Genomic DNA, 24,851 nt, shown 5'->3' on the forward strand with positions numbered 1-24,851 from the left:
CATGGCCGGGTCATTGGACTGGGACTCCCAGTTCCAGATTCCTGTTTCCTTGCAATAGACTCTTGCCTTAAATAATGATCCACCATCATTAAACCCGTCTACCGTAACGCTGCTACCTCAAGGTAGGGTAAAAACTAATTTCAGGTCCAATTCATAGAAGGGATCTTTCCCCTTTTCGGAAGTGTGGAAACTCAATTCGTGTACTCCATATTGAAGTGCCTGTTTCGAGTCTCTTTCCATGACGTTTTGGCCTGCACAGTGGATGCCATACAAAAAGAAAATAATGATAAAAAAATGAAAAGCAATTACTGGTTTCAGGGGAATAACTGCCTGATTAAACATATAGATACGTCAACTAAATTGGCCAATGCAATATCGAATTAAAACAAATTCACGAGATCTTTCTAAATAAGGACTCATTCCATTTCCGTCAGGTCAGGGACTATTTCTCCGCAGCGGAAGGAATACAGGTATGGTAAGTAAAAATCTCGTAGGACTGGCGGGTTTGTAACTAACTACGCATGGAAAAGGAAAGATATTTAGCTAAATGATTTAGTCTTTCTTTGGCCGAGAGAAAATCAGGTCGTCGACCTCCGGGTTCAGGTCCACCTCCTGCAAGGTGATACTTTGGACAAATTGACCATTCACTTTCACTTCTGTAAAATGAGGAATCATCATGCCATCCACTTCCTGATAATCGCTCAGGTAAGTTTCGACGAATTGCCCCTTCATCGGGCCCGTCGCTACACCTGACTTCTGCATGACAGGCAAGTAGTATTCTTTGTCAAAGTAGTAATAGACTACTTCCCCATTCTCTTTTGTCAGCCTGATCTCATAGGTGGGTATACCCTCTAGTTCAATGGCGCCTAATAATTCAACGGTATGCCCTTTTTTTTCATAGTCGATAAAGTCGTCTTCAAATTCGTTTACCATACCTTCTGCCATTTCCGCTGGCATGGCTTGCGGATCGGGCCCGGTATGCATGGGAAACAACCACCAGGCATCTTCTCCATCATAGGCCTGAATCATGGACTGACCCTGAATGTCTACTTCTACCCGTTTTTTATTGGGTCGAGCCTGGGTAATCATTCCCGTAAATTCCATCCCTTGCATACGCATCAAACCTTTCATCCGCATCGTAGTAAGCTTCCTCCAGTTTTCGATACCGCCAGTATTTTCAAAATAGTGGGCCAGCACTTCAGTAGCTTCCCTGTCTTGTGCTTTCAAAGCCAGGGAGAATCCAGCCAGGGAAATAAAGAGAACCAAACGCTTTAGCATTTTATAACTGGTTTATTTTAAAGCAAATCCCATTCAATGCACAACCCCAAACGGTAGTTTTTGAGCCCAGGGCATTGGTGCCACTCAGCCCACAATACTGTCTTGCAACAAGTTAGCCATTGGTAATGGAATTACCAATAACTTGGGATTGATAAGGTATAATTTTAATTTACATCCGGAAGCGGTTGGACTAAGTTCAGCATACTATTGTTAAAGCTACATCACATAAAAAAAATTACTCCTATGAGAAAATCTCTCGCAGAAGTGAAATCAGTTACCTATGATTGATGGCTAATACATGTAATTCTGGCAGGGTAAACGAAGGCATTGCCTGGTTTAAATATTTTTAATCCAGATCCCCAAACAATTCCAATAATTGAGCAATGATCTTTTCGGAGGCGACCTCTTCTACCCTATTCGTGGACAGCCAGGTTTCGTACCCTCCCAATTGGTGTTGCTCAGGGGTAGGAAGGTAGCCATAAAGCCCATTGGCCAGGGCAATGGTAAAGGTATTTTTCATTGGGCTTCGCTCTTTTAATTCCAAACCGATCTCTACAAAGGTCTCAAAAGGAATGGCCCCTATGCCCAAATCTCCAATTTTAAAGGCCTGGATAATCACGTCAATAGTATCCGGAAAAGTTTCCATCTGCTTGATCCGTTTGGCATAGGTTTTTTCCAGCCGGTGCCTTCCTTCTACTGAATCGGGCCGTGCAGCTACTTCCCTGACGAATTTGGCCAGTTCAGGATCCGGCCTGCGTACCTTTAGGTTTAGTAGTACCTGTTTGGCCTGTAAAGGCACCCAGTCCTGGTAAACAATATCGTGATAGCCTTTTACTACGGCCCTGGCTACATCATCTGCTACCAATTTCATTTTGCCATAAGGCGGGTGTTTAACCCTTGGGCCGCTGAAGTTAATATTGTTAATATCTCCTGAGGTGCCGTTTGACATCATGGCCACAAAGGCCGGGTTTTGACGGGCTGCATCCAGTAGTTCCTGCACCTCATCGGCAAACATACCGAAGTAATCAGCGGATATTTCACCGTCCGGAACGCCACCCACGTAATGCAGGGAATAATTGGCTAGCAAGGCCAGCGGCCGTCCATCTATGGCCTGCACCGACAGGTAAGCTACTTCGGGATCCGTAGGTCCGGCTGGTTCCAGCAGATTCGGATTGCCTACCCCCGGATTCATAACAGCGATGTCGGTACCTCCAAGTGGATTGGGGGTGGGCGTGCCGGGCTTCATTTTCCACCTACGGTTGAACACATGCTGGGGCACATCAACGGACCCCCAACCAATTCTGGCAGGTTCGAGGTTCCGAAGAGCGATCTGCACGCCATCGGCAATTCTGGACGCTAAAAATGCCTGGTATTCATCCAGCGGCTCGGATGCATGCCATTCCCTTCCTTTATCCCCTACACCCCGTGCACTGGTGGCCGAATGGGTATGGGTGGAAGCCATCATCACATGGGATGCCGGAATTCCCGTGGCCTGCTCAATGGTTTGCTTGGCGGCATCAAACACCTTTTGATCAACACCAACATTATCCACGGTCACCAGCACCAGTTTCGACTCGCCATCATCCAGGACTATGCTTCGGGCAAACAACTCGTCATGAACGTATTCTGCAGGTGGCGAATCCCAATTACCAATGATGGGACCACCTAATTTTGGGGTAATATTACTCTTGTACGCTCCAGCCTGGAAAAACCGGTTGGCATCCTGAGAAAAAGCAGGAAAACAAAGCAGCCCCGCCAGAAAAAGTAACCCAATAGCTAATCCGGGAGCGCAAATGACCCTGTTGGTATGGATTATATTTTTTAAATACTTCTGTTTCATAGTGCTAGTTGTTTCTGATCTAATAAGTTAGATATAAAAAGCACGGACCTTGCCTCAAGGACTTAGACTTTCAAAATAGGCTACCGCATGCTGGACATCCTTTAGGTTATCCTCCATATTATGCTCACATTCCACATAGACCTCCCCATCAAAGGCCTGCCTATCGAGTTCGGCAACCACCGCTTCAAAATCAATGATCCCCTCGCCCACCATCCTGTCTTTGGCAGATTGGCCGTAAGCATCCAGATCCTTGAGATGAATGCTCATCAGGTGACCGTCGAGCTTTTTTAAACTTTCCACGGGATTAAGTCCGCTTCTGACCCAATGCCCCAAATCTCCACAAGCCCCGAAATTAGGATGGTTTTTAATCGCAGACAATACCGAATCCGGATGCCAGTAAATACTTCCTGCCTCCTTGGAATGCTGATGAAGCGCAACGTTGATGTCGAACTCTCCCGCAAGCTCATCCACCAGATCCCAATGCTCCCGTTTGGGTTCTGTGACCAGGTATTGGACCTTCAAGGATTTGGCCAGTTCAAAGGCGTTGCGCCAATCGGCTTCAGTCTGTGCTGTTCCTACATACATGGATTTCATTTTTAATCCCTTATCCTTCAACAGCATTTTTACTGTTTTTGCCTCTGAGGGGCCAAGATCTTTCATTGTTTTGTCGCCAAAATCGCTACCCATTTTATGAAAATCAAAGCCTTCCACGTATGTTACTCCGGCAGCTTTCGCTTTTTCTAAGGAGCTGGAAAAAGGAAACCTGTTGAAGGAGTACAAAGCTATGCCCATGCGCCAGTCGCTCTTTTCAAGCGAGAATTCACGAACAGGGTTTTTTACCATGCTGGCCATACCCAGCAAGACTACCGGTAGGGCTACAAATACCCACATTTTCTTTCTCATAGTAAGTTTATTTTGTTAATGACGTATTTTTTCCTTCAATTACCTGAATGGATTGGTACCCCATTCGTACCTTTTGGCCGGGTCAAAATCAGGATTAGGAACCGGATTTTGGGCTTTGGTTTCCGTTTGCCATTTCTTCAATGCGGACTTCATTTCAGCCAACTTTTCAGGATAACTGAATTTAAGGTCGGTCATTTCGTTGACATCGTACCGCAAATTATACAGGTCAAACTCGCCGGACACCAGGTTTTCTATGATTTTCCAGGAACCTTTTCTCAAAGCGGACATGGGCTGCTCGTGATGGTATACGGGATAATGGGTGAACACTTCCCGCTCCGGGTCAAACCTGTTTTCTGTCAGGGAAGGCACCATAGAATACCCATCAAGCACCTGATTTAGCGGTCGTTCACCCTTTCCCAGATCCAAAAAAGTGGGATAAAAATCAACAGTGGAGACAATGGCCTCAGAGGTACTAGCCGCTTTTACGTTTTCCGGCCAGCGAACGATTAAAGGCACACGGATCCCTCCTTCATAAAGCGTTCCCTTTCCTGCCCGCAGCGGCGCATTGTTGGTGGCAATGTAGCGGAGGGGATGACCTTCCGGATAAACGTCTTTGCTGTCGCCTCCCAGGAGTGGGACATTGTCAAATCGGTTATCCACTCCGCCGTTATCGGAATAGAATATAAATACCGTATTGTCAGCCAGGCCCATTTCATCGATGGCCTCCATGACCGTACCCACGCTTTCGTCTATATGAGAAATCATCGCTGCATACACGGCATTGCTGGCATAATCCGGATCCTTCGGTTTGTTGAGGTATTTTTCAATCAAGTCCCTATCTGCGTCCAACTGCACGTGCACATCGTAATGAGAAATGAAGAGAAAAAAAGGATTTTCTTTATTCTCAGCGATGAAATCAACCCCCATGCTGGTGAGGGTTTCACTCAGTCGGGCCCCTTCAGCAGACGTATATTCCGGAACAAATCGGGGCTGGTAAAAGCCACCGCCTGCATACATATAGGCTTTATCGTATCCCCTGTTGTGGGGCAGGTGCTCGGGGTTATTTCCCAAATGCCATTTGCCAAAATATCCGGTGGTATAGCCTGCCGATTGCATGGCATTGCCGATAGTAACAATCTTATCTGGCAGGTGCTGAACCGGGTGATGGGGAACGGTCACCTCTTCGTAAGGGCGCCAATGACCGGGAATAAAGTCGAATATGCCTACTCTGGCGGGATATTGACCCGCTTGTATACTGGCCCGGGTTGGCGAACAAACCGGAGCCGCATAGGCATGGAGATAGCGCATTCCCTGACTGACTAATTTGTCGATATTGGGCGTCTCGTTGAATCGATTTCCATAGGCAGGAAGATCTCTTCCGCCGAGGTCATCTGCCATAATCAGGACGATATTGGGCCGCTCCTGGGACAGAACGGTAAAGGAAAGCAGCATAAAGCAACTGGATAGAAAGGGGATTATCAGGTTTCTCATGGGCATAGAATAGGGTAAATTAATTACGGAAAATGATCGTTATACAAAATAAATTTACTCAATCGTTAGTGATATTGGTTTGCCAGGTTAAAGCGATATCCATGAAGCTGTAAAAAGCAGGCATGGGGCAAAAGGCGATGCAATTACCCAAGTACAAAACCCGCCAGTAATTTCTGTACTTCATAAACATCCACCGATTTATTAAACTTCTTACTCACCGCCGGCTGCGGATCACTGGAAATCCAAATTTTTAATTCTGCATCCAAATCAAACGTTCCTGCTGTCTCTATACTAAAGCGGGAAATGCTCTTGTAAGGCAAGGAAAGGTATTCGGATTTTCTTCCCGTAAGACCTTGCTTGTCCACCAGGACCAGTCGTTTATTGGTAAAAATGAACGTATCTCTGAAAAGCTTAAATCCCGTTTCTATTTGCTCTTCTGCCGTCAGTATTCTTCCATAATCCATTTGGAGGGTTTCTTTATTGACGGCACCTGCATTACCTAGTATTGAATTGAATATTCCCATAACCTTGGTTATCAGCGGATCTCTTTAGATTTAATTTACAGGAATAAATCTACTCATTTTTATGTGGAGATTTGTTTTCTCCAGGTATAATACCTGATTTTTCCCCTTACATTTCTTTGGTGGTGGTAACTATTAGGAAAACCGCGAAGATTGGAGATTGAAAAAGTATTGCAAATGGGAATTTGGGGGACAATATCTGTTTATTCTGTTTTACACCGATTCAACCAGGGAAGAAATAAACATCGGTTTTAATTTAAATCACTTGTTGATTTCAAACCCTCATTTTTCCTCGAAAACGGTCAGTCTCGATGCCACACCCTAGTGGGTATGTAAGAAATACACGTAATAAATAATGAAAAACGCCAGGATAAGAACAAAAAGCCAGATCCGAGGGTCTGGCTTTTTGTTAAATTTCTTTCACCCAATTAGCGAAGACTTACAAAGTCGCAGCTCATTGGTAGATCAGGTCAAATCGGTCAAGCTTCATCACCTTGTCCCAGGCGGCAACAAAGTCTGTGACAAATTTTTCTTTGGACGTTTCGCTTGCATATACTTCTGCCAAGGCCCTCAATTCAGAATTGGAACCAAATATCAGATCCGCACGGGTAGCTGTCCACTTCAATTCACCTGTCTTTCTACCCCTGCCCTCAAAGGTTTCTTTGGTATCCGAATTGGCTTTCCATTCGGTACTCATGTCCAACAGATGCACAAAAAATTCGTTGGAAAGCGTCTCTTTTTTGTCTGAAAAAATCCCATGTCCGGATCCGTCAAAGTTGGCATCGAGCACTCGCATGCCTCCTACCAAAACAGTCATTTCGGGAGCTGTAAGTGTAAGTAATTGCGCTTTGTCCAACAACAACTCTTCCGTAGATATGGTGTATTGGGTTTTCAAGTAATTGCGAAAACCATCTGCCATAGGCTCAAGCAAGGCAAAAGATTCCACATCGGTTTGTTCCTGGGTAGCATCCATGCGACCAGGAATAAAAGGCACTTTCACCGAATAACCTGCATTTAACGCTGCTTTTTCCACAGCTGCATTGCCTGCCAAGACAATCAAATCTGCCAGGGATACGTTTTTATTTGTCGATTTTTTGTTGAAATCACCCTGAATTCCTTCAAGCACATCCAACACTTTCTTCAATTGCTCGGGATTGTTAACTTCCCAATCTTTTTGTGGAGCCAGACGGATACGCGCCCCATTGGCCCCTCCCCTTCTGTCCGAACCCCGGTAGGTGGAAGCGGATGCCCAGGCTGTTCCGACCATCTCGCTGATAGACAAACCGGAATTCAGAAGGCTAGATTTCAAAGCGTCGATATCCTGATCATTGATCAGCGTATGATTTACTGCCGGAATGGGATCCTGCCAGATCAAATCTTCTGTAGGGGCTTCCGGACCCAAATAGGTGGTCTTTGGTCCCATATCTCTATGGGTAAGTTTAAACCATGCCCTGGCAAAGGCATCGTTAAATTTTTCTGGATTCTCATAAAAGTCTCTGGATATCTTTTCATACACCGGGTCAAATCGCAAGGATAAATCGGTGGTCAGCATGGTAGGTTTGTGCTCTTTTTCCGGATCAAAGGCATCTGGAACCATCATTTTTGGATCTTTGGCCACCCACTGAGGTGCTCCTGCGGGACTTTTGGTCAGTTCCCATTCGTTTTCAAACAAATTGAAGAAGAATAAATGACTCCATTTGGCAGGAGTGGAGGTCCAGATTACTTCCAACCCGGAGGTGATGGCATCAGGACCTTTTCCTGATTTATAGGTGCTTTTCCACCCCAACCCCTGCGCTTCAATGCTTTCCGCTTCCGGCTCAGGCCCTACATTTGATGCATCCCCTGCCCCGTGGGTTTTTCCCAGGGTATGCCCACCTGCGATCAAGGCGACCGTTTCTTCATCGTTCATGCCCATCCTTCCGAAAGTTTCACGAATATCGTGCGCAGCAAGTACCGGATCCGGATTGCCATTGGGCCCTTCCGGATTGACATAGATCAGGCCCATTTGTACAGCAGCGAGTGGATTTTCCAACTCCCTTTCTCCTGAATAACGTTTTTCGTCACCGAGCCATTTGTTCTCAGCCCCCCAATACACATCCAGTTCCGGTTCGTAAACGTCTTCCCTACCACCGGCAAAGCCAAAAGTCTTGAATCCCATGGATTCCAGAGCGACATTACCCGTAAGCACCATTAAATCTGCCCAGGAAATTTTGTCCCCATATTTTTGCTTTATGGGCCACAGCAAGCGTCTTGCTTTATCCAAATTGGCATTATCAGGCCAGCTATTAAGCGGTGCAAAACGCTGTTGCCCGGAACGGGAGCCACCGCGACCATCCCCGGTTCGGTAAGTACCAGCACTATGCCAGGCCATTCGAATAAATAAACCTCCATAATGACCGTAATCTGCCGGCCACCAATCCTGTGATTCAGTCATCGCCGCTTCAATATCCTTTTTCAGGGCTTCATAATCCAGACTGTTAAATTCTTCTACATAATTAAAATCCTCACCCATGGGGTTGGATAGTGAAGAGTTATGGCGAAGAACACTTAAATTCAACTGATTGGGCCACCAATCACTGTTGCTGGTAGCAATTCGATTGGAATTGCTTTTCTGAGTAGCTCCGGTATACCCATCTGCCTCAGCTTCCTGACTTTCGTTTTTTTGACACCCCGAAAAAAGTGCGCCTGTTATCAGAAGCCAACTAACTATTATTGATTTTTTCATATGTTTTGACTTGTTTTTTTCTTACTTAGACAACAAATATAGTATCTATCATTTAATTATTTTCATTGATTTTATCAATACTCTTTTGAAAAAATCAATGACCCGCTAAAATGATTCCTTAAATTATAAAGTCGCCTCAAACGCTTTGTTAAGTAACAAAAAGAAACTCCTCCGTTGGATTTGAAACAATTCCAGAAAACATCCCCCTGGCTTATCATCTAAAATCATAACTCGCAACCCTTAGGCCAGGGTTTAATAACTAACGGTGAAAATTAATTAAGTTCAAATAACATATTTATTTATTCAAATTACATTTTGATGTATTTAAAATTAGTATTACTTTTGTAGTAGCATTTTTAATTTATGGCTATGACAGTACGGATTTTTGGCCCGTATCTCCTGCTTTTTTGTGGGTTGATTTTTGGGGCTTGTGAAACAGTAGAGGAGAAACCCCGCGCAGAAGAGGGGACGCTTTCCATCCAATTGAAACAAGGCGTTGCCGGCAACGAAAGCAGTCGCCTTCAACAAGTTCCCATTCAAGGGGTCAGCCAGTTGGTCATTTCCATTCTCCGTGAAAACGGTTCAGAAACAGCCTATTCCTCTAAAAGTATCGCGCTAACAAGGTTTCAGGACGAAATACTGATTGAGGACTTAAGTTTGCCTCCGGGAAACTATCAAATCACGGATTTTTACCTTAAGGATAGCCTAGAAACCATTCTCTATGCCAGTCCCAGGGAAGGTTCCCCGTTCGCAGCATACTTAAACCAGCCCTTTCCGCTAGCATTTGAAATGAACACTGCGGGGTCGGCAGAAATACTCGTGGAAGTCATTTCCACCGCCAATGCCTCTCCTGAAAAATTCGGCTTCCCTTCCGACACAAAAGGATTTATAGATACCTTTTTCTTTTTCCTGACGCTTACCGGAGAAAGCACGGACGATTACCTGGACTATCTACCTGGAAAACTCACCGTGAGCATTGGCAATGTTACCCGAACGCAGCCACTTGGCAGAAACCTGAACCGTATTGTCCTTCCTAAAGGCTCGGATGCATATGTATTCCTGGCCGAAAGTGACACCTACCAATCCCTAAAACAAACCCTCTCGTACGATAGCCTGCGGCAATTTGCTGAGCAACCGCTGATTTTAGAAATGAAAAAAGAAAGTAGCGGTGCGGAATTTATTGGCGGTGTATTTACAGGATCGATCGCTTTAGCCACACAGGCAGCGGTAGATTCCTTTTCGAGAAAGGGCTATGAGGCCATACAGGGAGACTTGTTGCTGGGCCAATCGGCAGCAGATGAGCCGGATCCGGTGACCGATCTCAGTGGACTGAGCACCCTTCAGGAGATACAGGGCAACCTGAGTCTGTTAGAAAATCCTTCCTTAAAATCGGTAATGGGTCTGCATCGGTTGCAGGTAATTTCCGGTACCCTGACCATCCAGGATAACGAACGACTGGAGTCCTTGGCGGATTTATTCAGATTGAATTATGTAAGGGAATTAAGGTTAATTCAAAATCCAAACCTACGCCATTTTGAGGGACTGCAAGCGGTTACTCCTGCGATCGCAAAACTGCATATCGAAGCGATGGAACACTTTACCTCTCTGGATCAATTGGGACGTTTCCGGCAGATGGGGGAGATTACCATTACAGCCAATCCAAATTTGACGCAATTAAGTTTCAATTTCCTTCAGGAGAAGATAGGAATCATCCAAATTTCAGATAATCCCGTTTTGGTGGACTTTGGTGGCTCCGCTTCTACCGGCTTTACCGAGATTAACCGACTGATGCTAAAAAACAATGAAAACCTGGAGAATCTGAAAGGACTACTGGCACCCGAGGGAATGGTGATGAAGCACTTTGAATTTAGTAACCAGCCAAAAATCGAGACACTGCAGGACCTGGCATTTTATGAATACTTTTCTAAAATCATCATTCAAAACAACGCATCCCTACAGGACCTCTTACCTTTTTCTACCCTTACCGTTCTTTTTTCCAGGATAACGCTGGTAAATAATCCAAAAATTCAAAGTCTGGATGGCTTGCATAACATCGATCAGGTTGTTTACTACCCGACTATAGAACCCGATGCCATGCCCTACCCCATAAATCCCGAGTTATTTACCTTCACCGACAATGCCTCTCTGACGGATTTTTGCGGCTTTGCAGATAAGATAATTGAATTTGGGGCCGGTTTTTCCGTAATAGAAAACAATGGGTACAACCCATCGCTGGAAGATTTTATCAATGGGGACTGTAACGAAGAAGAACTATGAAAAACCGGAACGCAATCATATGGCTTCTTTGGATAGGTCTGGCGGGGGCATGGTGGGGCTGTGAAGGCCTGGAAACGCCGGATCCCACTGCCCAACCATCTCCGGTACCGGACCAAAATCCCGGGCCGGAAGTGCCGGAAAGTGAATCAAAGGTGCCTTCCATCGTTTTACGACTCAATCGGAACACAGGTGCTTCCCCACAGGGAAGACTCAGCGAACAGCAGCAGGTAAAACAAGCAACCATTACCATTCGCAGCACGGACGGATCAAAAACTGCCTACGAATCAACGGCGATCCAGGTAGAAGAAAAAGAAGGGCATTACCTGACAGAGAAAATTTTTCTACCGGAGGGGACCTATGAGGTGATTTCCTTTTACATCATGGGTGAAGGTAATTCCGTAGCAGAGGCTGCTCCGCAAAAGACCTCTCCCCTCGGTAAAGAATCGGATCTGGCCTTACCCCTGACATTAGACCTCATTCCCGTCGAATCCGAAGAAGAACCAGTAACCCAGCTTTCCCTGGAAGTAATCGCTACTCAGGGAAAAAGTCCGGCAGATTTTGGCCTGCAGTCCTTTTCCTTGGAAGTGGTGGGTCCCCTTTCTATTTATGTGGCATTGGTATCGGATCTACGGCTGATGGACTTTCTGGCCGGAACAGTGAAAGTCAGCGTACTGGACGATACCCTGGACTGGAACCTGTCACCAGGGATAAATCAAAGCATCCCCTTGGCCCTTGCGGATACGTATACCCTCCGGGCAAGTAGTCCAGATTGGAATGATTATTCGAAAACGTTTACCTTAGAGGAATTGCGGCGATACAGTTCCACCCCCTTAATCATCAAAATGGAAAGTAAGGACAGGGACTGTCCGGGAGGCAGTTTTTCTGGGAATGTCATTCTCCAAAGCCAGACACAGGTGAACGTATGGCCGGTAAGCTGCTACGATGGCATCAGAGGCGACCTAATCATCGAAAGCAGCGTAGGAAACGATGCCATAACAGACCTCAGCCCCTTAGAGGTTTTACGATCCTTGGACGGTGCCCTGACCATTCGAAATAATCCAAAGCTAACATCCCTGGAAGGCTTGGGAAACATAAAAAACATCCCGAGTTTGCTGGACATTTCCAACAACCCCAGGCTGGAAACCGTAAGTGGCTTGCCGGATTTGACCAACCCGCCTCCTATTATTTTTATCAAGGAAAACCATTCCTTAATGAATTTGGAAGGCCTCGGCCATTTAGTTGTGGGGAAATGGATCGAAATTACTTCCAATAATGGGTTGAAAAACCTCCGCGGTCTGGAACAATTATCCCGGGTTGACAAACTAATTCTGGCAGATAACGAAAATCTGGAATCCTTTGAAGGCTTATCCGGGCTGCGAGAGTTAGGGCTTCTCGAAATAAGTAATCAATCTAAAATTAGTTCTTTTGAGGCCTTCCAATATGGAATAGAAACGCTAAATAGCCTCTCCCTTTCCACGATGAGCGGAATAAAAACCCTGGAGGGACTCTTTTCACCTTCCGGAAAAGTGAATGGCCGATTGAACCTACAAAGCACTTCCCTTCAGACGCTTAAGGGATTGGGAATTGCCCCGAAAATCAGATTCGACATTCAAATTCGGGACAATTATTACCTGGAGAACCTGGATGAATTAGCGGCACTCACACATGTTGAGCGAAGATTTACCATCGAAGGCAATTACAAGCTTAAGACCTTATCGGGCCTGGAAAACCTCGCTGCTGTCGGTGTCGGAGACGGTTCTGAAAACGCTCCCCGGTACGCTTTGGTCATCCAAAACAATGATTTTCTGGCCAATTTCTGTGAATTAACCCATTTGCTTGAAAATGGCTCGTACCATAAGTTAAGCACCAGCGGCAACTATTACGATCCTAGCGCCGAGGACATTCTCTCCGGGGATTGCATAGGCAACTATTCCATTATTGCGAAGCTAAATGGACCCGATTGGCTAGGCGTGGATTCGTAACGAATGGTTTTACCAGCTCCTTGGTCGCCCAGTCGGTCCCGGGTTAAAAAAATGATCTCCTTTTGAGGTAAAATTACAATTTTTTTTCTTTTTTTACGCTTACGGCTTTTCGTCCTAATGCAGCCACCGGCTTAATTGACTGGCCAGGAAAAAATAGATCGTTTTCCCCCACGCTTGAGGCAGTAAACGACACAGTCTGTGTTAGTCGCCGGTAAAGGTATCGCGCTGGTGCAAAATGTAAAGCAGCAATTAACCTTCTAAACCCAACCAAAAATGCCTATACACCCTAAAATCCTTCTGGCTTCATCTTGGCTTTTTTCATTAATTACAGCGGCAACATTTGCTCAGCAATCCGGTACCGAAAGCAAGCCCAATGTCCTTTTCATCATGGCGGATGATTTGGGATATGGAGATATTGGCGTGTACGGACAAGAGCTAATTCACACCCCGAATATAGACGCGCTTGCCGAACAAGGAATTCGGTTTACACAGGCATATGCCGGAGGGCCAGTTTGTACCTCTTCAAGGAGTGTGCTAATGACTGGTCTGCATAATGGTCATACGGTTGCCAGAGACAATGTACCCCATTATCCAACATACCTGCATGATGACGATATCACTTTAGCGCAAGTACTAAAAGATGCCGGATACCGGACCGGGGGCGTCGGCAAGTGGTCCCTTGGTGATGCTCAGACAGAGGGCCGGGCAACAAATATGGGATTTGATACCTGGACGGGTTACCTGAACCAGGACCATGCCCATTATTATTACCCTACCTATCTCGATCATGACGAACGGAAAATTCACCTGCCAGATAACCCTATTCTGAGAAATCACTACAGCCATGATATCCTGACCAATGCCGCCCTTAACTTTATCAGGGAGCGAAAAGACAGTCCTTTCTTTCTGTATGTAGCGTATACATTACCCCATTTTTCATCGAAGGAAGAAGATGAACACGGATTGACCGTACCCACTACAGCCCCCTATGCGAACAAAGATTGGCCAGAAAAAGCCAAAAAATACGCCGCCATGATCCACCGGCTGGACAAAGACGTTGGGAAAATCATTGCGCTTCTCGAGGCCATGGGAATGCGGGATAACACGCTGGTCATTTTTACCTCGGACAACGGCGGCCATAGTTCCACCTGGAAAGGATTTAAAACCAACGGACGGCTGAAAGGGTTTAAGCGGGACCTGTATGAAGGAGGCATAAGAGTTCCCTTTATCGCTTCCTGGCCAGGAGTCATTCCTGCTGGCCAGGTATCAGATGAGGTGATCGCTTTTCAGGATATGCTTCCCACATTCGCTAGTTTGGCCAATACTTCCTTGCCGGGAGAAATGGACGGAATTTCGGCCATTGAGGCATTAAAAGGGAATGTGCTTCCTCCAAATGAACGCATCCTTTATTGGGATTTTGGCCACACCCGAGATCGGTACGATCAGGCCATCCGGCTGGGTGACTGGAAAGGCATTCGGAATGGAAAAAACCAGCCGCTCGAACTTTACGATCTAAGTAAGGATATCGCTGAAACCAATAACCTGGCCGGAGATCATCCAGAGCTGGTCGAAAAAATAGAACGGCTCATGGAAACGGAGGTTACTCCTTCGCCAAGATATCCCGTTGGGGAAAAATACCAGGGCGGCCCCATCTGGAAAAAAGACTGGTAAGCCGGGTTTACTTTTTTCGCGGACAAAGTGCTCCAGGGGAAATCCCAATCCCCTGAAGCCTATTAGACAGGATGCAACATGCCATTAACTATGATGGCTTTCAATCCATTCGGTATCGGCGTTATCCTCCAGGCGTTTCAACTCCTTTTTCCCATAGGCTACACGGGTAATCGCCACGTAAAGCACCGGTACAAAAAAAATGGCCAAAAACGTTGCCGCCAACATGCCCCCAATCACTGTCCAGCCAATGGTCTCCCGGGCTACGGCCCCGGCTCCATTGGACAATGCCAAGGGTACCACGCCAAGTATAAAAGCCATGGATGTCATGATAATCGGACGTAGACGAAGTTTTGCCGCCTCTAGGGTCGCCCGGACCAAGGGCATGCCCCTATCCACCCGATCCTTGGCAAATTCCACAATAAGAATGGCATTTTTGGCAGCCAGTCCTATCAGGGTGATCAATCCAATCTGGGCATACACGTTATTGTCCAGATGCGGTAAAAACGTCAATGCCAGAATGGCTCCAAAAGCCCCGAGTGGCAAGGCAAATAATACCGAAAAAGGAACAGACCAACTCTCGTACAAGGCTGCCAAAAGCAGGGAAACGAGAATGACAGCAAGGGAAAATATCAAAATGGTACTATTGCCTGCGGCCATCTCTTCCCGACTCAGGCCTGAAAAGTCGTACCCATACCCCTCCGGCAGCACCTCTGCTGCTACTTCCTCCAAGGCCTGAATGGCCTGCCCCGAACTGTAGCCCGGTGCCGCATTTCCGTTGATTTCCGTCGAACGGAACAAGTTGTAATGAGAAATCACGGGCGAACTTTCCACCACCTCATAATTCACAAGTGCCGATAGTGGTACCGACGCACCCTGCCGGTTCAATACGTAGTATTGTTCCAAATCATCCATTCCGGCCCGATAGGCTGTGTCTGCCTGCGTGACCACCCGGAAATTCCGACCGTATTTCGTGAAATCGTTAACATAGGAGGAACCCATCAGACCGGACATGGTACCAAATACATCCGTAAGGGAGACTCCCAGCTTTTTCACCTTTTCCCGGTCCACTTCCACATGGTACCCTGGGGTCTTGGCCGTAAAAAAGCTAAAAGCCCTTGCAATTTCCGGTCGGGCATTGGCTTCCTGAAGAAATTGTCCCATTACTTGCTCCAATTCTTTCACGTCTCCACCCGCACGTTGTTCCAACATAAAACTAAAACCACCCGTCTGCCCCAAACCAGGGATAGCGGGCGGGGGGACTACCACTACATTGGCTTCTTTGATTGCCTGAAACTTCTGGTTCAGCGTCGCGATCAAGCCGAATAATTGAAGGGAAGGGTCTTTTCGCTCCTCCCAGGGATCCATTTGTACAAAGAAGGTAGCCGAATTGGGTTTAAAGGAGAAATTGATGGCATTTAAACCTCCGATTCCGGTGAGGTTGTTAATCCCATCGGTCGATTGGATCAATTCGGTCATGTCTTCCATCACCTTCCGGGTTCTGCTGGAGGAGGCTCCCTCGGGCAACTCCACAGAGACAAACAGCCTTCCTTCATCTTCGGTAGGCAAAAACCCGGTCGGTTTGTTCTGAAATAATCCGAAGGTGCCGACGACTATCACCACCAGCATCACCAGGGCCAGGGGTGTTTTTTTTATCCAGCTATTCACCCCTCCGGTATATTTTCCGGTGACCCGGGCAAACCAATTATTGAACCAATAAAAAAACCGGTTGAGTCCCCTGCTCTTTTCATGTACCGGGGAAGGCTTCAAAAGCAAGCTGCAAAGTGCCGGCGTAAGTGTCAATGCCACAAAAGCGGAAATCAATACCGAAATGGCTATGGTGATCGCAAACTGCTGGTACATCCTACCCACGATACCCGGAATAAATCCTACCGGTATGAAAACCGCTGCCAATATTAAGGCGATGGCAATTACCGGAGCGGTAATGTCCCGCATGGCTTTCCGCGTAGCCTCCCTGGCAGTAAGCTTGAAACGATCAATGTAATGCTGGGCGGCTTCCACCACCACGATCGCATCATCCACCACAATCCCAATCGCCAATACAAATCCAAACATGGTCAGGGTATTGATGGTAAAACCAAGCGGCACAAAGAAAATAAAGGTGCCGATTATCGAAACCGGAATGGCCAAAATCGGAACCAAGGTAGCTCTCCAGCTCTGCAAAAATAAAAACACCACGACAATAACCAGAAGCAGGGCTTCGGCAAAAGTTTTGATGACCTCGTTGATCGAAACCTCCACAACCGATACCGATTCAAAAGGTACGATATAATCTACATCTGCCGGAAAGGTTTCCTTGAGGTTTCCAAGGGCTTCGTAAATACCCTCTGCTGTTTCTACCGCATTGCTTCCGGGAGCCTGATAGACCAAAAGAATGGCCGCTTCCTTGCCGTTGACCGTTGAATACCGGCTATAATCAAATTGCCCCAATTCCACCCGGGCAATGTCTTTAAGATATATCAGCGATCCATCTTCGGGATTGCTACGTACAATTATATCTTCAAATTCTGCCTCATCCTCCAGGCGACCATTCACGGTAATAGGATACTCAAAAGCCTGGGAGGAAAATTGGGGCATACCGCCCACGGTGCCGGCAGCGACCTGCAGGTTTTGTTCCTGAATGGCCTGATTCACCTGAGCGGTGGAGACTCCATATTGAGACATCTTATCAGGGCGCAACCATATCCTCATGGAAAAATCCTGTCCGATAGCATTGATATCTCCTACCCCATTTACCCGCAGAAGGGCATCTTTAATAAAAATATTGGTATAGTTGGAGAGAAATTTGGGATCATGGGTACCTTCCGGCGAGAAAATACTGATCACCATCATGATACTGGGATTTCGCTTTCGTACCACTACTCCTAATCTCCTCACCGCTTCCGGTAGCGTAGGCTCTGCGATGCTGACCCGGTTCTGAACATCCAGCGTGGCAATATCAATATCCGTTCCCACATCGAAGGTAACGTTCATCTGCATCTGTCCCGTACTGGTATTATTGGAGCTGATATAGGCCATTCCGGGGGTTCCATTGACTTGCGTTTCGATGGGAGTAGCCACCGTTTGTTCCACGGTCTGGGCATTCGAACCCACGTAATTTGCCGAAACAGAAACCACCGGCGGTGTGATATCCGGGTACTGTGTCACCGGAAGGGTGAGTGCTGCCAATGCTCCTACCAGCACGATCACGATGGAGATCACCATGGCCAAAACCGGCCGTTTTATAAATACTTCTGAGATCATGAACCTGACTTTTATGTAAAAAAACTGCCCCTATATATTATTGGAGTTGCACTTTAGCCCCCTGTCGGAGCTTCTGGATGCCCTCTACCACGATGTTCTGTCCGGCGTCCAGCCCTTCCCGAACCACTACTTCCGGTCCCAAAACAGTTCCCAGGCTAAGCGTTTGCTGGGACACCGTGCTGTCAGCGGCGACCACATAGACAAAATATTCCCCCATTTGCTCGGTGACAGCCTTATAGGGAATCACTACCTGCTCTCCGTAATCCTGATTTACTACCTGCAGCGTCGCGGTCATCCCTGGCACGAGCATGCCTTCCGGATTGGGAAACGCTACCCGCACGTTCAAGGTCCCGGACTGCCTTCCTACCGCCCGGTCCATGGCAACCAATTTCCCCGGATAGGGATAAACCGATTCATCACCCAACCGGAGCGTAAAAAGCGAATCGGGACTGCTTCCGGCATTCATCAGCCGGTTAAAGCGAGGAATTTCCTTTTCATTAATAACAAAGTCCACCTGAATCGGCCCGGAAGAAGAAATGGTATTCAGGAGTGGCTGTCCCGGAGAAACCTGGCCTCCCACCCGTACCTGGGAAATGCCCACCTGTCCGGCAAATGGGGCAGTAATTAACGTGTATTGCAAATCGGTACCTGCAGAGGCTACCTGGGCTTCTGCCGCCTGAACCTGGGCCTCCGCCGCCAAAAGTTCCGCTCTGGCATTGTCCAGCACCTGTCTGGCAATGGCTTCTTTTTGATCCAACCGCTCGTACCGCTCCACGTCCTTTTCTACGCGGGCCAGATTTGCCTGCGCCGATGCGAGGGAGGCTTCCGCCTGATTTTTGGCAGCCAGGTATTTGCTCTGATCGATCTCGTACAGCTTTTGTCCCCGACTGACTTTCTGCCCGTCTTTTACAAAAATCTGCGTAACATAGCCGCTTACCTGAGGCCGGATTTCTACTTCATTGACGGCTACCAAGGTGGCCGGATAGTTGTCCAGACCGGTTACCGGCCTTGAGGCTACCTGATGGGTGCTGACCGATACAGGCGGTGGTGCCACAGCAGTTTGACCGCCAGAACCACCACAGCTTGACATGATCATTGCCAGGACAACTAACAGGACGAAAGAATTGCGTATCACATGTTTCATTTTTGTATCAAAGTGAAGTATTGATGGATGAAGGATTAATCTGACCCAGGGCCCGCATGAGGTCAAGCTTACTGGATAGCACCGTGAAAAGTGCCCGGTAATGGTTCAACTGGGCCGTACGAAGCTCCGTTTCCGCTACGATAAGGTCTACGTAGGCTTTCACCCCTTCGTCATATTGCAGTTTGATGGTTTCATAGACTTCTCTGGCCAATTCCTTATTGGACTGAAGTGTCTTCCACTCATAATAGCTGGATTGATAGTCGGCCAGTGCCCGCTCGTATTCGGTAAACAGTTGCTTTTCAAAGTCCAGAAGACCGAGTTCCGCACGGTCCTGCTGCAGCCGGGCAATCTTGACTTCTTGCACTCGCTTGCCTCCTTGAAATAGTGGTATGGCCAGGGTCAGCCCTACCGAGGAAGTGGGAAACGACTGCCTGTATAGCCCGGAAAAATCCCGGTTAAAAAACAGGAAATTATAATTATAAAACCCATTTAGGGACGGGATAAAGGCCCATTGCGCATACTTGGTGTTCAGCTCGGTTGTAGCCAATTGGGTCTTGGCCAATTGGTATTCCACCCGTTGCTCCAAATTAAAATCAAAGCCCTCCTCCCAATGGGCGGTTTGCTCCAGGGATTCATAAGCATAATTCAATGCCAGTTCCTCATCCTGTGGGAAACCCGCCAGTTCTTTAAGGTAAGCATACTTGGCACTGAGCGATGCATTCACCCTGTTGCGGTCACTTTTAAGGTTGGCCAGGCTAATACTTGCACGCTGGAAATCGGTTTTGTCTACCAACCCGGCCTCATACCTGCTTTTCGCGTCCAGGTATTGCTTTTCCTGCCGAACCATGTTTTCATCCAAAACCCGGATTTGCTCGTATGTCAGCAGGATATCGTAATAAGCCTTGGCAACAATCACCACCGTATTGATGCGGTTGGTTTCCAGTGACTGACTCAATTCCTCCTTTACCAGCCCGGCACCCCGGTAGGCAAAAAACTGATCCCGGTCAAACAAGGTCTGGGTAGCGGAGAAATTAAAGTTACTGGCAAAGGGCTGACCAAACGTAATCAACTCATCGCCGATAGGCTGCGTTTGGAGTTTGAGATTGTTGGTGAGTTGATAGTTCGCACTGACCTGAGGAAGCCAACCCGACAGGCTGGATTTGATCTGGCGCTCCCCGATCTGCTGATCCAACTCGGACTGCTGCACTCCGGGACTATTTTGCAAAGCAAAATCCACCAACTCGGGTAGCGTTAATCCATTCGTCTGAATGGAGTCGGACTGAGCATTCACTTCCGGAGCAATCCCCAGAAACAGAAGAAGGAGAAGGTTGAGGTAATTGTTCATCGATAATGATTGGTTTAAAAAAGAAGCATTAATGGTTTTTAATCCCATCCCAAACCATTTGGGGGATTTGCGTCAGCTCCCCTTTCACAGACTGGGTTTTGGATTTAAAATAGGTAAGGTATCGAACTAGGGAAATAACACTACCGATCACCATTATGGCCAGAATCTGAGGGCTAAGGGGTTTTAATGCCCCTACCGCAACCCCCTGCTCAAAAAACTTCCCCAACCAGGCTCCCCAAAGGTCCGTAGATTGCTGAAGTTCGGGCGTATTATAGGGGCTGCTGACGAATTGCTCCATAAAACTTTGAAATGCAGGTTTGGAAAGGTATAGCGAAGTAAGGTGATCCCAAAAGGCGAAAAACCGCTGCTGAAATGGGAGCTCCGGATTGTCTTTAGTCGACACCTCGGCCAGTACCTTGAGCTTTACGTATTTATATAGTTCCAGGATCATTTCATCTTTACTGTTAAAATAAGTATACACGGTACCAGCCGCCACCCCGGCTTCCCTGGCGACCCTGCTCACAGGGGTACCATGAAATCCATGCACCCGGATCAGCTCCAGCGCACTTTCAAATAACAGGGTTTTCTTATCTTGAATCGGTTCCATTTGAGCTAGTGAATGAACGTTCAATCAATTTTAGTATAAGAAGGTTCCCGGATCGCTGCTTTTTTTGCATCTTTAGGTAAATGTCGGGTGAATGCCGGGCGAATTCCGAGCCTATTTCGCTAACATGTTGCTTTTTTACCCTGAAATTGCCCTGATGGTTTGGGGAATCAGATCGTTAAAAACATAGGTCCCGGACAGTGCCCGGGACCTATGTACTTTCGATCAAAAATTAATCTTAAACCCTACAAAAAGACTTCAATTCCGGAAAATCTCCGGGATGCTTTCCTTAACGGATAGTTTGGAAAGAAATTTCTTTACTTTATTGTTTGCATTGGCTTTTTCACGGTCAGTCTTATCCAGGGAGCCGCTTAAAATATAAATTTCAGAACCTACTATTTCTGCATTAAACCGATCCAAAAAATCCCATCCACTCATCTGAGGCATGATCAAATCGAGAAATAAGTACTGTGGACGGATTTCCTTTACCTTAATCAAGGCCTCTGTCGCTGAATAGAAAGTGTGAATCCGATAGGGGCCGTTTACACTTTTACGAATGAATTTTTCCGTAACAAATGTGCTTACCCTGTCGTCGTCAACCAAAACAATATCTACCATTGAAATACAATTATTACACTACAAAAAACAAATAGATTAGTACAAACATAAAATAAAAATCAAACACCTCCAAAAATCAGAGCGTTTTTTTATTATTTTTTATGCGTTTCAGATATTGTTTTTTGTATTTAACCCCAATGGAGGCAAGCTATCCCGGCCGGACCCTGGAAGTTAAAGCGTCTAATAGACGAAAAAAACATGTCAAAAACCGGCAAAGATCGCATGCTAAAAATTTAAATTTTGGCTTACCAGCTTTTTGAGGTACTCTCCGTAGCCGCTTTTCCCCAGTTTTTCGGCTGATTCCAGTAATTTTTCCTGATTAATAAATCCATTTCGATAAGCAATCTCTTCGATGCAGCCTATTTTCAGCCCCTGCCGTTCCTCTATGACTTCCACAAACTGGGCTGCCTGTAGCAGGGACTGATGGGTGCCGGTATCCAGCCAGGCCGTTCCCCGATTCAGAATGGCTACGTTAAGCTTGTCTTTCTTCAGGTACACATTATTAATGTCCGTAATTTCCAACTCACCTCTGCTGCTGGGACGGATGTTTTTGGCAATTTCCACCACTTCATTATCGTAAAAATACAAACCGGGCACCGCAAAATTTGATTTTGGAGAAGTCGGCTTCTCTTCGATGCTAAGCACTTTGTAATCCGCATCAAACGCCACTACTCCGTATCGTTGGGGGTCGTTGACATGATAGGCAAATACCACACCCCCTTCCGGATCCGTATGTTCTTTTAAGGTGCGGTACAAGCCGGTCCCATAAAAAATATTGTCTCCCAGTATCAAAGCCACCTTGTCATTGCCGATAAATTTCTCCCCAATAATAAAGGCCTGGGCCAGCCCCTCGGGCTTGGGCTGAATGGCAAACTGAAAATCGCAGCCAACCTGACTACCATCCCCCAGTAATTTCCGAAACGCATCGTGATCTTCCGGAGTAGTGATGATCAAAATTTCCCGAATCCCCGCCATCATCAGGACGGACAGGGGGTAATAGATCATCGGCTTGTCGTATATCGGCATCAACTGTTTGCTAACAGCGATAGTTAAAGGATAAAGGCGTGTGCCGGAACCCCCAGCTAAAATAATTCCTTTCATAAAAACATAATTGATTTCAAAATTATACTGAATCAGCTCAAAATCTAAAATAGTAGGGGCAGGGGAAATTCCGCAAGCAACCCGGATGTACCTGTTCCAAACCCTACCCGTGTCTAAAATAGGTAATATTTCCTTCCTACTAAAATTTCTCCTCTAATTCATCCATTTTTTGTGCTTAAATTCAATTTATCCGTAAGAAATGGTAATTTTAACCGTTACTACCTGTACCCAATCAACATTAAAGCAGACGATGAAAAAAATCCTTTCCACAATCCCTTTCCTGCTTGCAGCAGCCCTGTTTTTCCCATTTACGGTTTCAAGTCAAAATTTTTACAAGGAAAAGGTTTCAAGAAACCAGTACTATCAAGTCGGATTGGGTCTGGGAGCCATGTATGCGGATAACGCTGGTCGGTTTCGGGGATTGGATGTCAAGACGGGTCCTGCGGTTTCCTTGACCTACGGCAGAAAAATCCACTCCAATATCAATCTGAATGCTAACCTGGGCTACCAACACACGCGGAGTCAGGATCAGGACTATTTTACCCCTCAGGTCATTGATACCTGGCGAAGTACCGGTCAAGCCGTTGGCAGCAAAAACAACATGATCTACCTGGACCTGATGCCTACGCTCCATATTTTCGGTTCTGAAAACCATACTCAGCGCAAACGAGTGAACGTATATATGGGGACTGGATTGGGCCTACTACTCAATTTAAACGAGGAAACCCGGCTGGAAGCCAATGGACCTGCCAGGAGCAATAACTCCCGGATCGTGGGATACATTCCTGTCAAAGGGGGCCTTAGTTATCGCTTAAACCTGTATACAGATATCGCCTTCGAAGGAAACCTGCTGATGACTTTTTCAGACCAACTAGACGGTAACGAAGGGTTTAACCGCTTCAATGACTATCCGGTTTCCGGACAGCTTATATTCAGGCATTACCTCAATCCGCTAAAAGGCTACGATTAACAATTATTTTTCCATAAGGGAACTAAACGACGAAAATCGGGATTATTACATGTATATACACATAAATAATCCAATTATGACAGCAATACTTAAAGCTATCCGACCATTGGGATTTCACTGGCAAACACAAGATCCGTTTTTATTCTGTGCCCATCATCAGGATGTGTTTCCGGAAGGAACGCCGGACATGTCCCCATTGACTGGTCTGGATGGAAGACAGATCGGTCAGGATTTTTCAGGACAAGATGGCTGGAGCATGTACCATGGAAGCAAGGTGCCAGGTTTTCCAGCCCACCCCCATAAGGGTTTTGAGACGGTTACCATTGTAGAGGAAGGACTGGTAGACCATTCTGACTCCCTGGGAGCTGCCGGAAGGTTTGGCAATGGAGATACCCAGTGGATGACCGCCGGGAAGGGAGTGATGCATTCGGAGATGTTTCCCCTGCTAAATGAGCAGCGTAAAAACCCCCTGCACTTGTTTCAGATCTGGCTCAATCTACCTCAGGCAAATAAAAACGTGCCGGCGCATTTTAAAATGATGTGGAACGAGGATATTCCTGTAAAGATTGTCCGGGATGAGCAGGGAAAGGCCAGTCATTTTAAGCTAATCGCAGGGCAGTTAGGTAACATAAAGGCCTTGGCTCCTGCACCGGATTCTTACGCAGCTGATCCCGCCAATGAGGTAGCGATCTGGCTTATTACGGCCGAGCCAGGAGCCCAATTCACTCTTCCAGAAGTAGGAGCGGGAATCGAAAGAAGTCTCTTCTTCTATGCAGGAGACCATATGGAGACGGCGGGAGAACGTATTTCAAAGGAGCACTCCATCGATCTGGCAGGGGGGAATGCCTTGGAAGTACGTAACGGAAATGAAACGGGTTATTTTCTTTATTTGCAGGGAAAACCCCTGGGTGAGAAAGTGGTTCAGCACGGCCCCTTTGTCATGAACAGCAATCAGGAAATCCAGGAAGCCGTATACGAATTCCAACGAACCCAATTTGGGGGATGGCCCTGGAAAACCCACGAACATACCCATCCTAAAGAAAGAGGGCGCTTCGCCATTCACGCCGATGGCAGAGAAGAAATAAAATAGAAATTGTTTAAAAAAACCGACGAAGGAATT

General features: G+C 46.7%; 18 protein-coding genes. 5 read left to right on the forward strand and 13 right to left on the reverse strand.

Annotated features, from left to right (window positions below; genetic code table 11):
• Positions 1-117: 117 nt before the first annotated feature.
• The 7 genes from GJS45_RS23965 to katG all read right to left on the reverse strand — a co-directional run bounded on the left by GJS45_RS23965 (position 118) and on the right by katG (position 8,758).
• Positions 118-240, reverse strand: a complete 123-nt coding sequence (locus tag GJS45_RS23965; protein ID WP_262887943.1) for a hypothetical protein — start codon at positions 238-240, stop codon at positions 118-120.
• A gap of 312 nt (positions 241-552) precedes the next feature.
• Complete coding sequence (locus GJS45_RS15445; protein ID WP_162342765.1) at positions 553-1,278, reverse strand: outer membrane lipoprotein-sorting protein; 726 nt, start codon at positions 1,276-1,278, stop codon at positions 553-555.
• A gap of 346 nt (positions 1,279-1,624) precedes the next feature.
• On the reverse strand, positions 1,625-3,118 hold the full coding sequence (locus GJS45_RS15450; RefSeq protein ID WP_162342766.1) for a hypothetical protein: 1,494 nt from the start codon (positions 3,116-3,118) through the stop codon (positions 1,625-1,627).
• A 54-nt stretch (positions 3,119-3,172) separates the two neighbouring features.
• Positions 3,173-4,021, reverse strand: a complete 849-nt coding sequence (locus GJS45_RS15455) for a sugar phosphate isomerase/epimerase family protein (RefSeq protein WP_162342767.1) — start codon at positions 4,019-4,021, stop codon at positions 3,173-3,175.
• A 39-nt stretch (positions 4,022-4,060) separates the two neighbouring features.
• The gene (locus GJS45_RS15460) at positions 4,061-5,512 is read right to left on the reverse strand and encodes a sulfatase (protein ID WP_162342768.1); all 1,452 of its coding nucleotides are present in this window, start codon (positions 5,510-5,512) and stop codon (positions 4,061-4,063) included.
• Between the two features lie 143 nt (positions 5,513-5,655).
• Positions 5,656-6,036 (reverse strand): PH domain-containing protein, encoded by a 381-nt coding sequence (locus tag GJS45_RS15465; RefSeq protein ID WP_162342769.1) that lies wholly within the window; start codon positions 6,034-6,036, stop codon positions 5,656-5,658.
• Between the two features lie 451 nt (positions 6,037-6,487).
• Positions 6,488-8,758: a catalase/peroxidase HPI gene (katG, locus tag GJS45_RS15470; RefSeq protein ID WP_162342770.1), complete on the reverse strand. Its 2,271-nt coding sequence runs from the start codon at positions 8,756-8,758 to the stop codon at positions 6,488-6,490.
• A 369-nt stretch (positions 8,759-9,127) separates the two neighbouring features.
• On the opposite strand from katG, the gene GJS45_RS15475 reads away from it, so the two are divergent.
• The 3 genes from GJS45_RS15475 to GJS45_RS15485 all read left to right on the forward strand — a co-directional run bounded on the left by GJS45_RS15475 (position 9,128) and on the right by GJS45_RS15485 (position 14,688).
• Positions 9,128-11,035 carry a hypothetical protein gene (locus GJS45_RS15475; protein ID WP_162342771.1) on the forward strand — a complete coding sequence of 636 codons (1,908 nt, stop codon included), beginning with the start codon at positions 9,128-9,130 and terminating at the stop codon, positions 11,033-11,035.
• Entirely contained in the window at positions 11,032-13,017 is a 1,986-nt protein-coding gene (locus GJS45_RS15480) for a leucine-rich repeat domain-containing protein (protein WP_162342772.1), read from the forward strand. The genes GJS45_RS15475 and GJS45_RS15480 overlap by 4 nt, the downstream gene beginning before the upstream one ends.
• 273 nt (positions 13,018-13,290) lie before the next feature.
• Complete coding sequence (locus tag GJS45_RS15485) at positions 13,291-14,688, forward strand: arylsulfatase (RefSeq protein ID WP_162342773.1); 1,398 nt, start codon at positions 13,291-13,293, stop codon at positions 14,686-14,688.
• A gap of 84 nt (positions 14,689-14,772) precedes the next feature.
• Here GJS45_RS15485 and GJS45_RS15490 read toward each other — a convergent pair whose 3' ends face one another.
• The 6 genes from GJS45_RS15490 to rfbA all read right to left on the reverse strand — a co-directional run bounded on the left by GJS45_RS15490 (position 14,773) and on the right by rfbA (position 22,761).
• Positions 14,773-17,949 carry an efflux RND transporter permease subunit gene (locus GJS45_RS15490; protein ID WP_162342774.1) on the reverse strand — a complete coding sequence of 1,059 codons (3,177 nt, stop codon included), beginning with the start codon at positions 17,947-17,949 and terminating at the stop codon, positions 14,773-14,775.
• Positions 17,950-17,986: 37 nt separating this feature from the next.
• Complete coding sequence (locus GJS45_RS15495; RefSeq protein ID WP_394366594.1) at positions 17,987-19,084, reverse strand: efflux RND transporter periplasmic adaptor subunit; 1,098 nt, start codon at positions 19,082-19,084, stop codon at positions 17,987-17,989.
• A gap of 16 nt (positions 19,085-19,100) precedes the next feature.
• Positions 19,101-20,438: a TolC family protein gene (locus GJS45_RS15500; RefSeq protein ID WP_162342776.1), complete on the reverse strand. Its 1,338-nt coding sequence runs from the start codon at positions 20,436-20,438 to the stop codon at positions 19,101-19,103.
• 28 nt (positions 20,439-20,466) lie between these two features.
• The gene (locus GJS45_RS15505) at positions 20,467-21,045 is read right to left on the reverse strand and encodes a TetR/AcrR family transcriptional regulator (protein ID WP_162342777.1); all 579 of its coding nucleotides are present in this window, start codon (positions 21,043-21,045) and stop codon (positions 20,467-20,469) included.
• A 255-nt stretch (positions 21,046-21,300) separates the two neighbouring features.
• On the reverse strand, positions 21,301-21,660 hold the full coding sequence (locus tag GJS45_RS15510) for a response regulator (RefSeq protein ID WP_162342778.1): 360 nt from the start codon (positions 21,658-21,660) through the stop codon (positions 21,301-21,303).
• Between the two features lie 225 nt (positions 21,661-21,885).
• Entirely contained in the window at positions 21,886-22,761 is an 876-nt protein-coding gene (gene rfbA / locus GJS45_RS15515) for a glucose-1-phosphate thymidylyltransferase RfbA (protein WP_162342779.1), read from the reverse strand.
• 250 nt (positions 22,762-23,011) lie between these two features.
• On the opposite strand from rfbA, the gene GJS45_RS15520 reads away from it, so the two are divergent.
• Positions 23,012-23,731 (forward strand): hypothetical protein, encoded by a 720-nt coding sequence (locus GJS45_RS15520; protein WP_162342780.1) that lies wholly within the window; start codon positions 23,012-23,014, stop codon positions 23,729-23,731.
• 76 nt (positions 23,732-23,807) lie between these two features.
• On the forward strand, positions 23,808-24,821 hold the full coding sequence (locus GJS45_RS15525) for a pirin family protein (RefSeq protein WP_162342781.1): 1,014 nt from the start codon (positions 23,808-23,810) through the stop codon (positions 24,819-24,821).
• Positions 24,822-24,851 lie beyond the last annotated feature (30 nt).

Source organism: Cyclobacterium salsum (assembly GCF_010119245.1).
Taxonomy (GTDB): Bacteria; Bacteroidota; Bacteroidia; order Cytophagales; family Cyclobacteriaceae; genus Cyclobacterium; species Cyclobacterium salsum.

What these genes read in the sequence shown, in the direction of transcription:
- GJS45_RS15485 (WP_162342773.1), top strand. Translation starts at nt 13,291, where the DNA reads ATGCCTATACACCCTAAAATCCTTCTGGCTTCATCTTGGCTTTTTTCA.
- GJS45_RS15465 (WP_162342769.1), bottom strand. Translation starts at nt 6,036, where the DNA reads ATGGGAATATTCAATTCAATACTAGGTAATGCAGGTGCCGTCAATAAA.
- GJS45_RS15455 (WP_162342767.1), bottom strand. Translation starts at nt 4,021, where the DNA reads ATGAGAAAGAAAATGTGGGTATTTGTAGCCCTACCGGTAGTCTTGCTG.
- GJS45_RS15475 (WP_162342771.1), top strand. Translation starts at nt 9,128, where the DNA reads ATGACAGTACGGATTTTTGGCCCGTATCTCCTGCTTTTTTGTGGGTTG.
- GJS45_RS15505 (WP_162342777.1), bottom strand. Translation starts at nt 21,045, where the DNA reads ATGGAACCGATTCAAGATAAGAAAACCCTGTTATTTGAAAGTGCGCTG.
- GJS45_RS15450 (WP_162342766.1), bottom strand. Translation starts at nt 3,118, where the DNA reads ATGAAACAGAAGTATTTAAAAAATATAATCCATACCAACAGGGTCATT.
- GJS45_RS15525 (WP_162342781.1), top strand. Translation starts at nt 23,808, where the DNA reads ATGACAGCAATACTTAAAGCTATCCGACCATTGGGATTTCACTGGCAA.
- GJS45_RS15480 (WP_162342772.1), top strand. Translation starts at nt 11,032, where the DNA reads ATGAAAAACCGGAACGCAATCATATGGCTTCTTTGGATAGGTCTGGCG.
- GJS45_RS15520 (WP_162342780.1), top strand. Translation starts at nt 23,012, where the DNA reads ATGAAAAAAATCCTTTCCACAATCCCTTTCCTGCTTGCAGCAGCCCTG.
- GJS45_RS15490 (WP_162342774.1), bottom strand. Translation starts at nt 17,949, where the DNA reads ATGATCTCAGAAGTATTTATAAAACGGCCGGTTTTGGCCATGGTGATC.
- katG (WP_162342770.1), bottom strand. Translation starts at nt 8,758, where the DNA reads ATGAAAAAATCAATAATAGTTAGTTGGCTTCTGATAACAGGCGCACTT.
- GJS45_RS23965 (WP_262887943.1), bottom strand. Translation starts at nt 240, where the DNA reads ATGGAAAGAGACTCGAAACAGGCACTTCAATATGGAGTACACGAATTG.
- GJS45_RS15500 (WP_162342776.1), bottom strand. Translation starts at nt 20,438, where the DNA reads ATGAACAATTACCTCAACCTTCTCCTTCTTCTGTTTCTGGGGATTGCT.
- rfbA (WP_162342779.1), bottom strand. Translation starts at nt 22,761, where the DNA reads ATGAAAGGAATTATTTTAGCTGGGGGTTCCGGCACACGCCTTTATCCT.
- GJS45_RS15445 (WP_162342765.1), bottom strand. Translation starts at nt 1,278, where the DNA reads ATGCTAAAGCGTTTGGTTCTCTTTATTTCCCTGGCTGGATTCTCCCTG.
- GJS45_RS15510 (WP_162342778.1), bottom strand. Translation starts at nt 21,660, where the DNA reads ATGGTAGATATTGTTTTGGTTGACGACGACAGGGTAAGCACATTTGTT.
- GJS45_RS15460 (WP_162342768.1), bottom strand. Translation starts at nt 5,512, where the DNA reads ATGAGAAACCTGATAATCCCCTTTCTATCCAGTTGCTTTATGCTGCTT.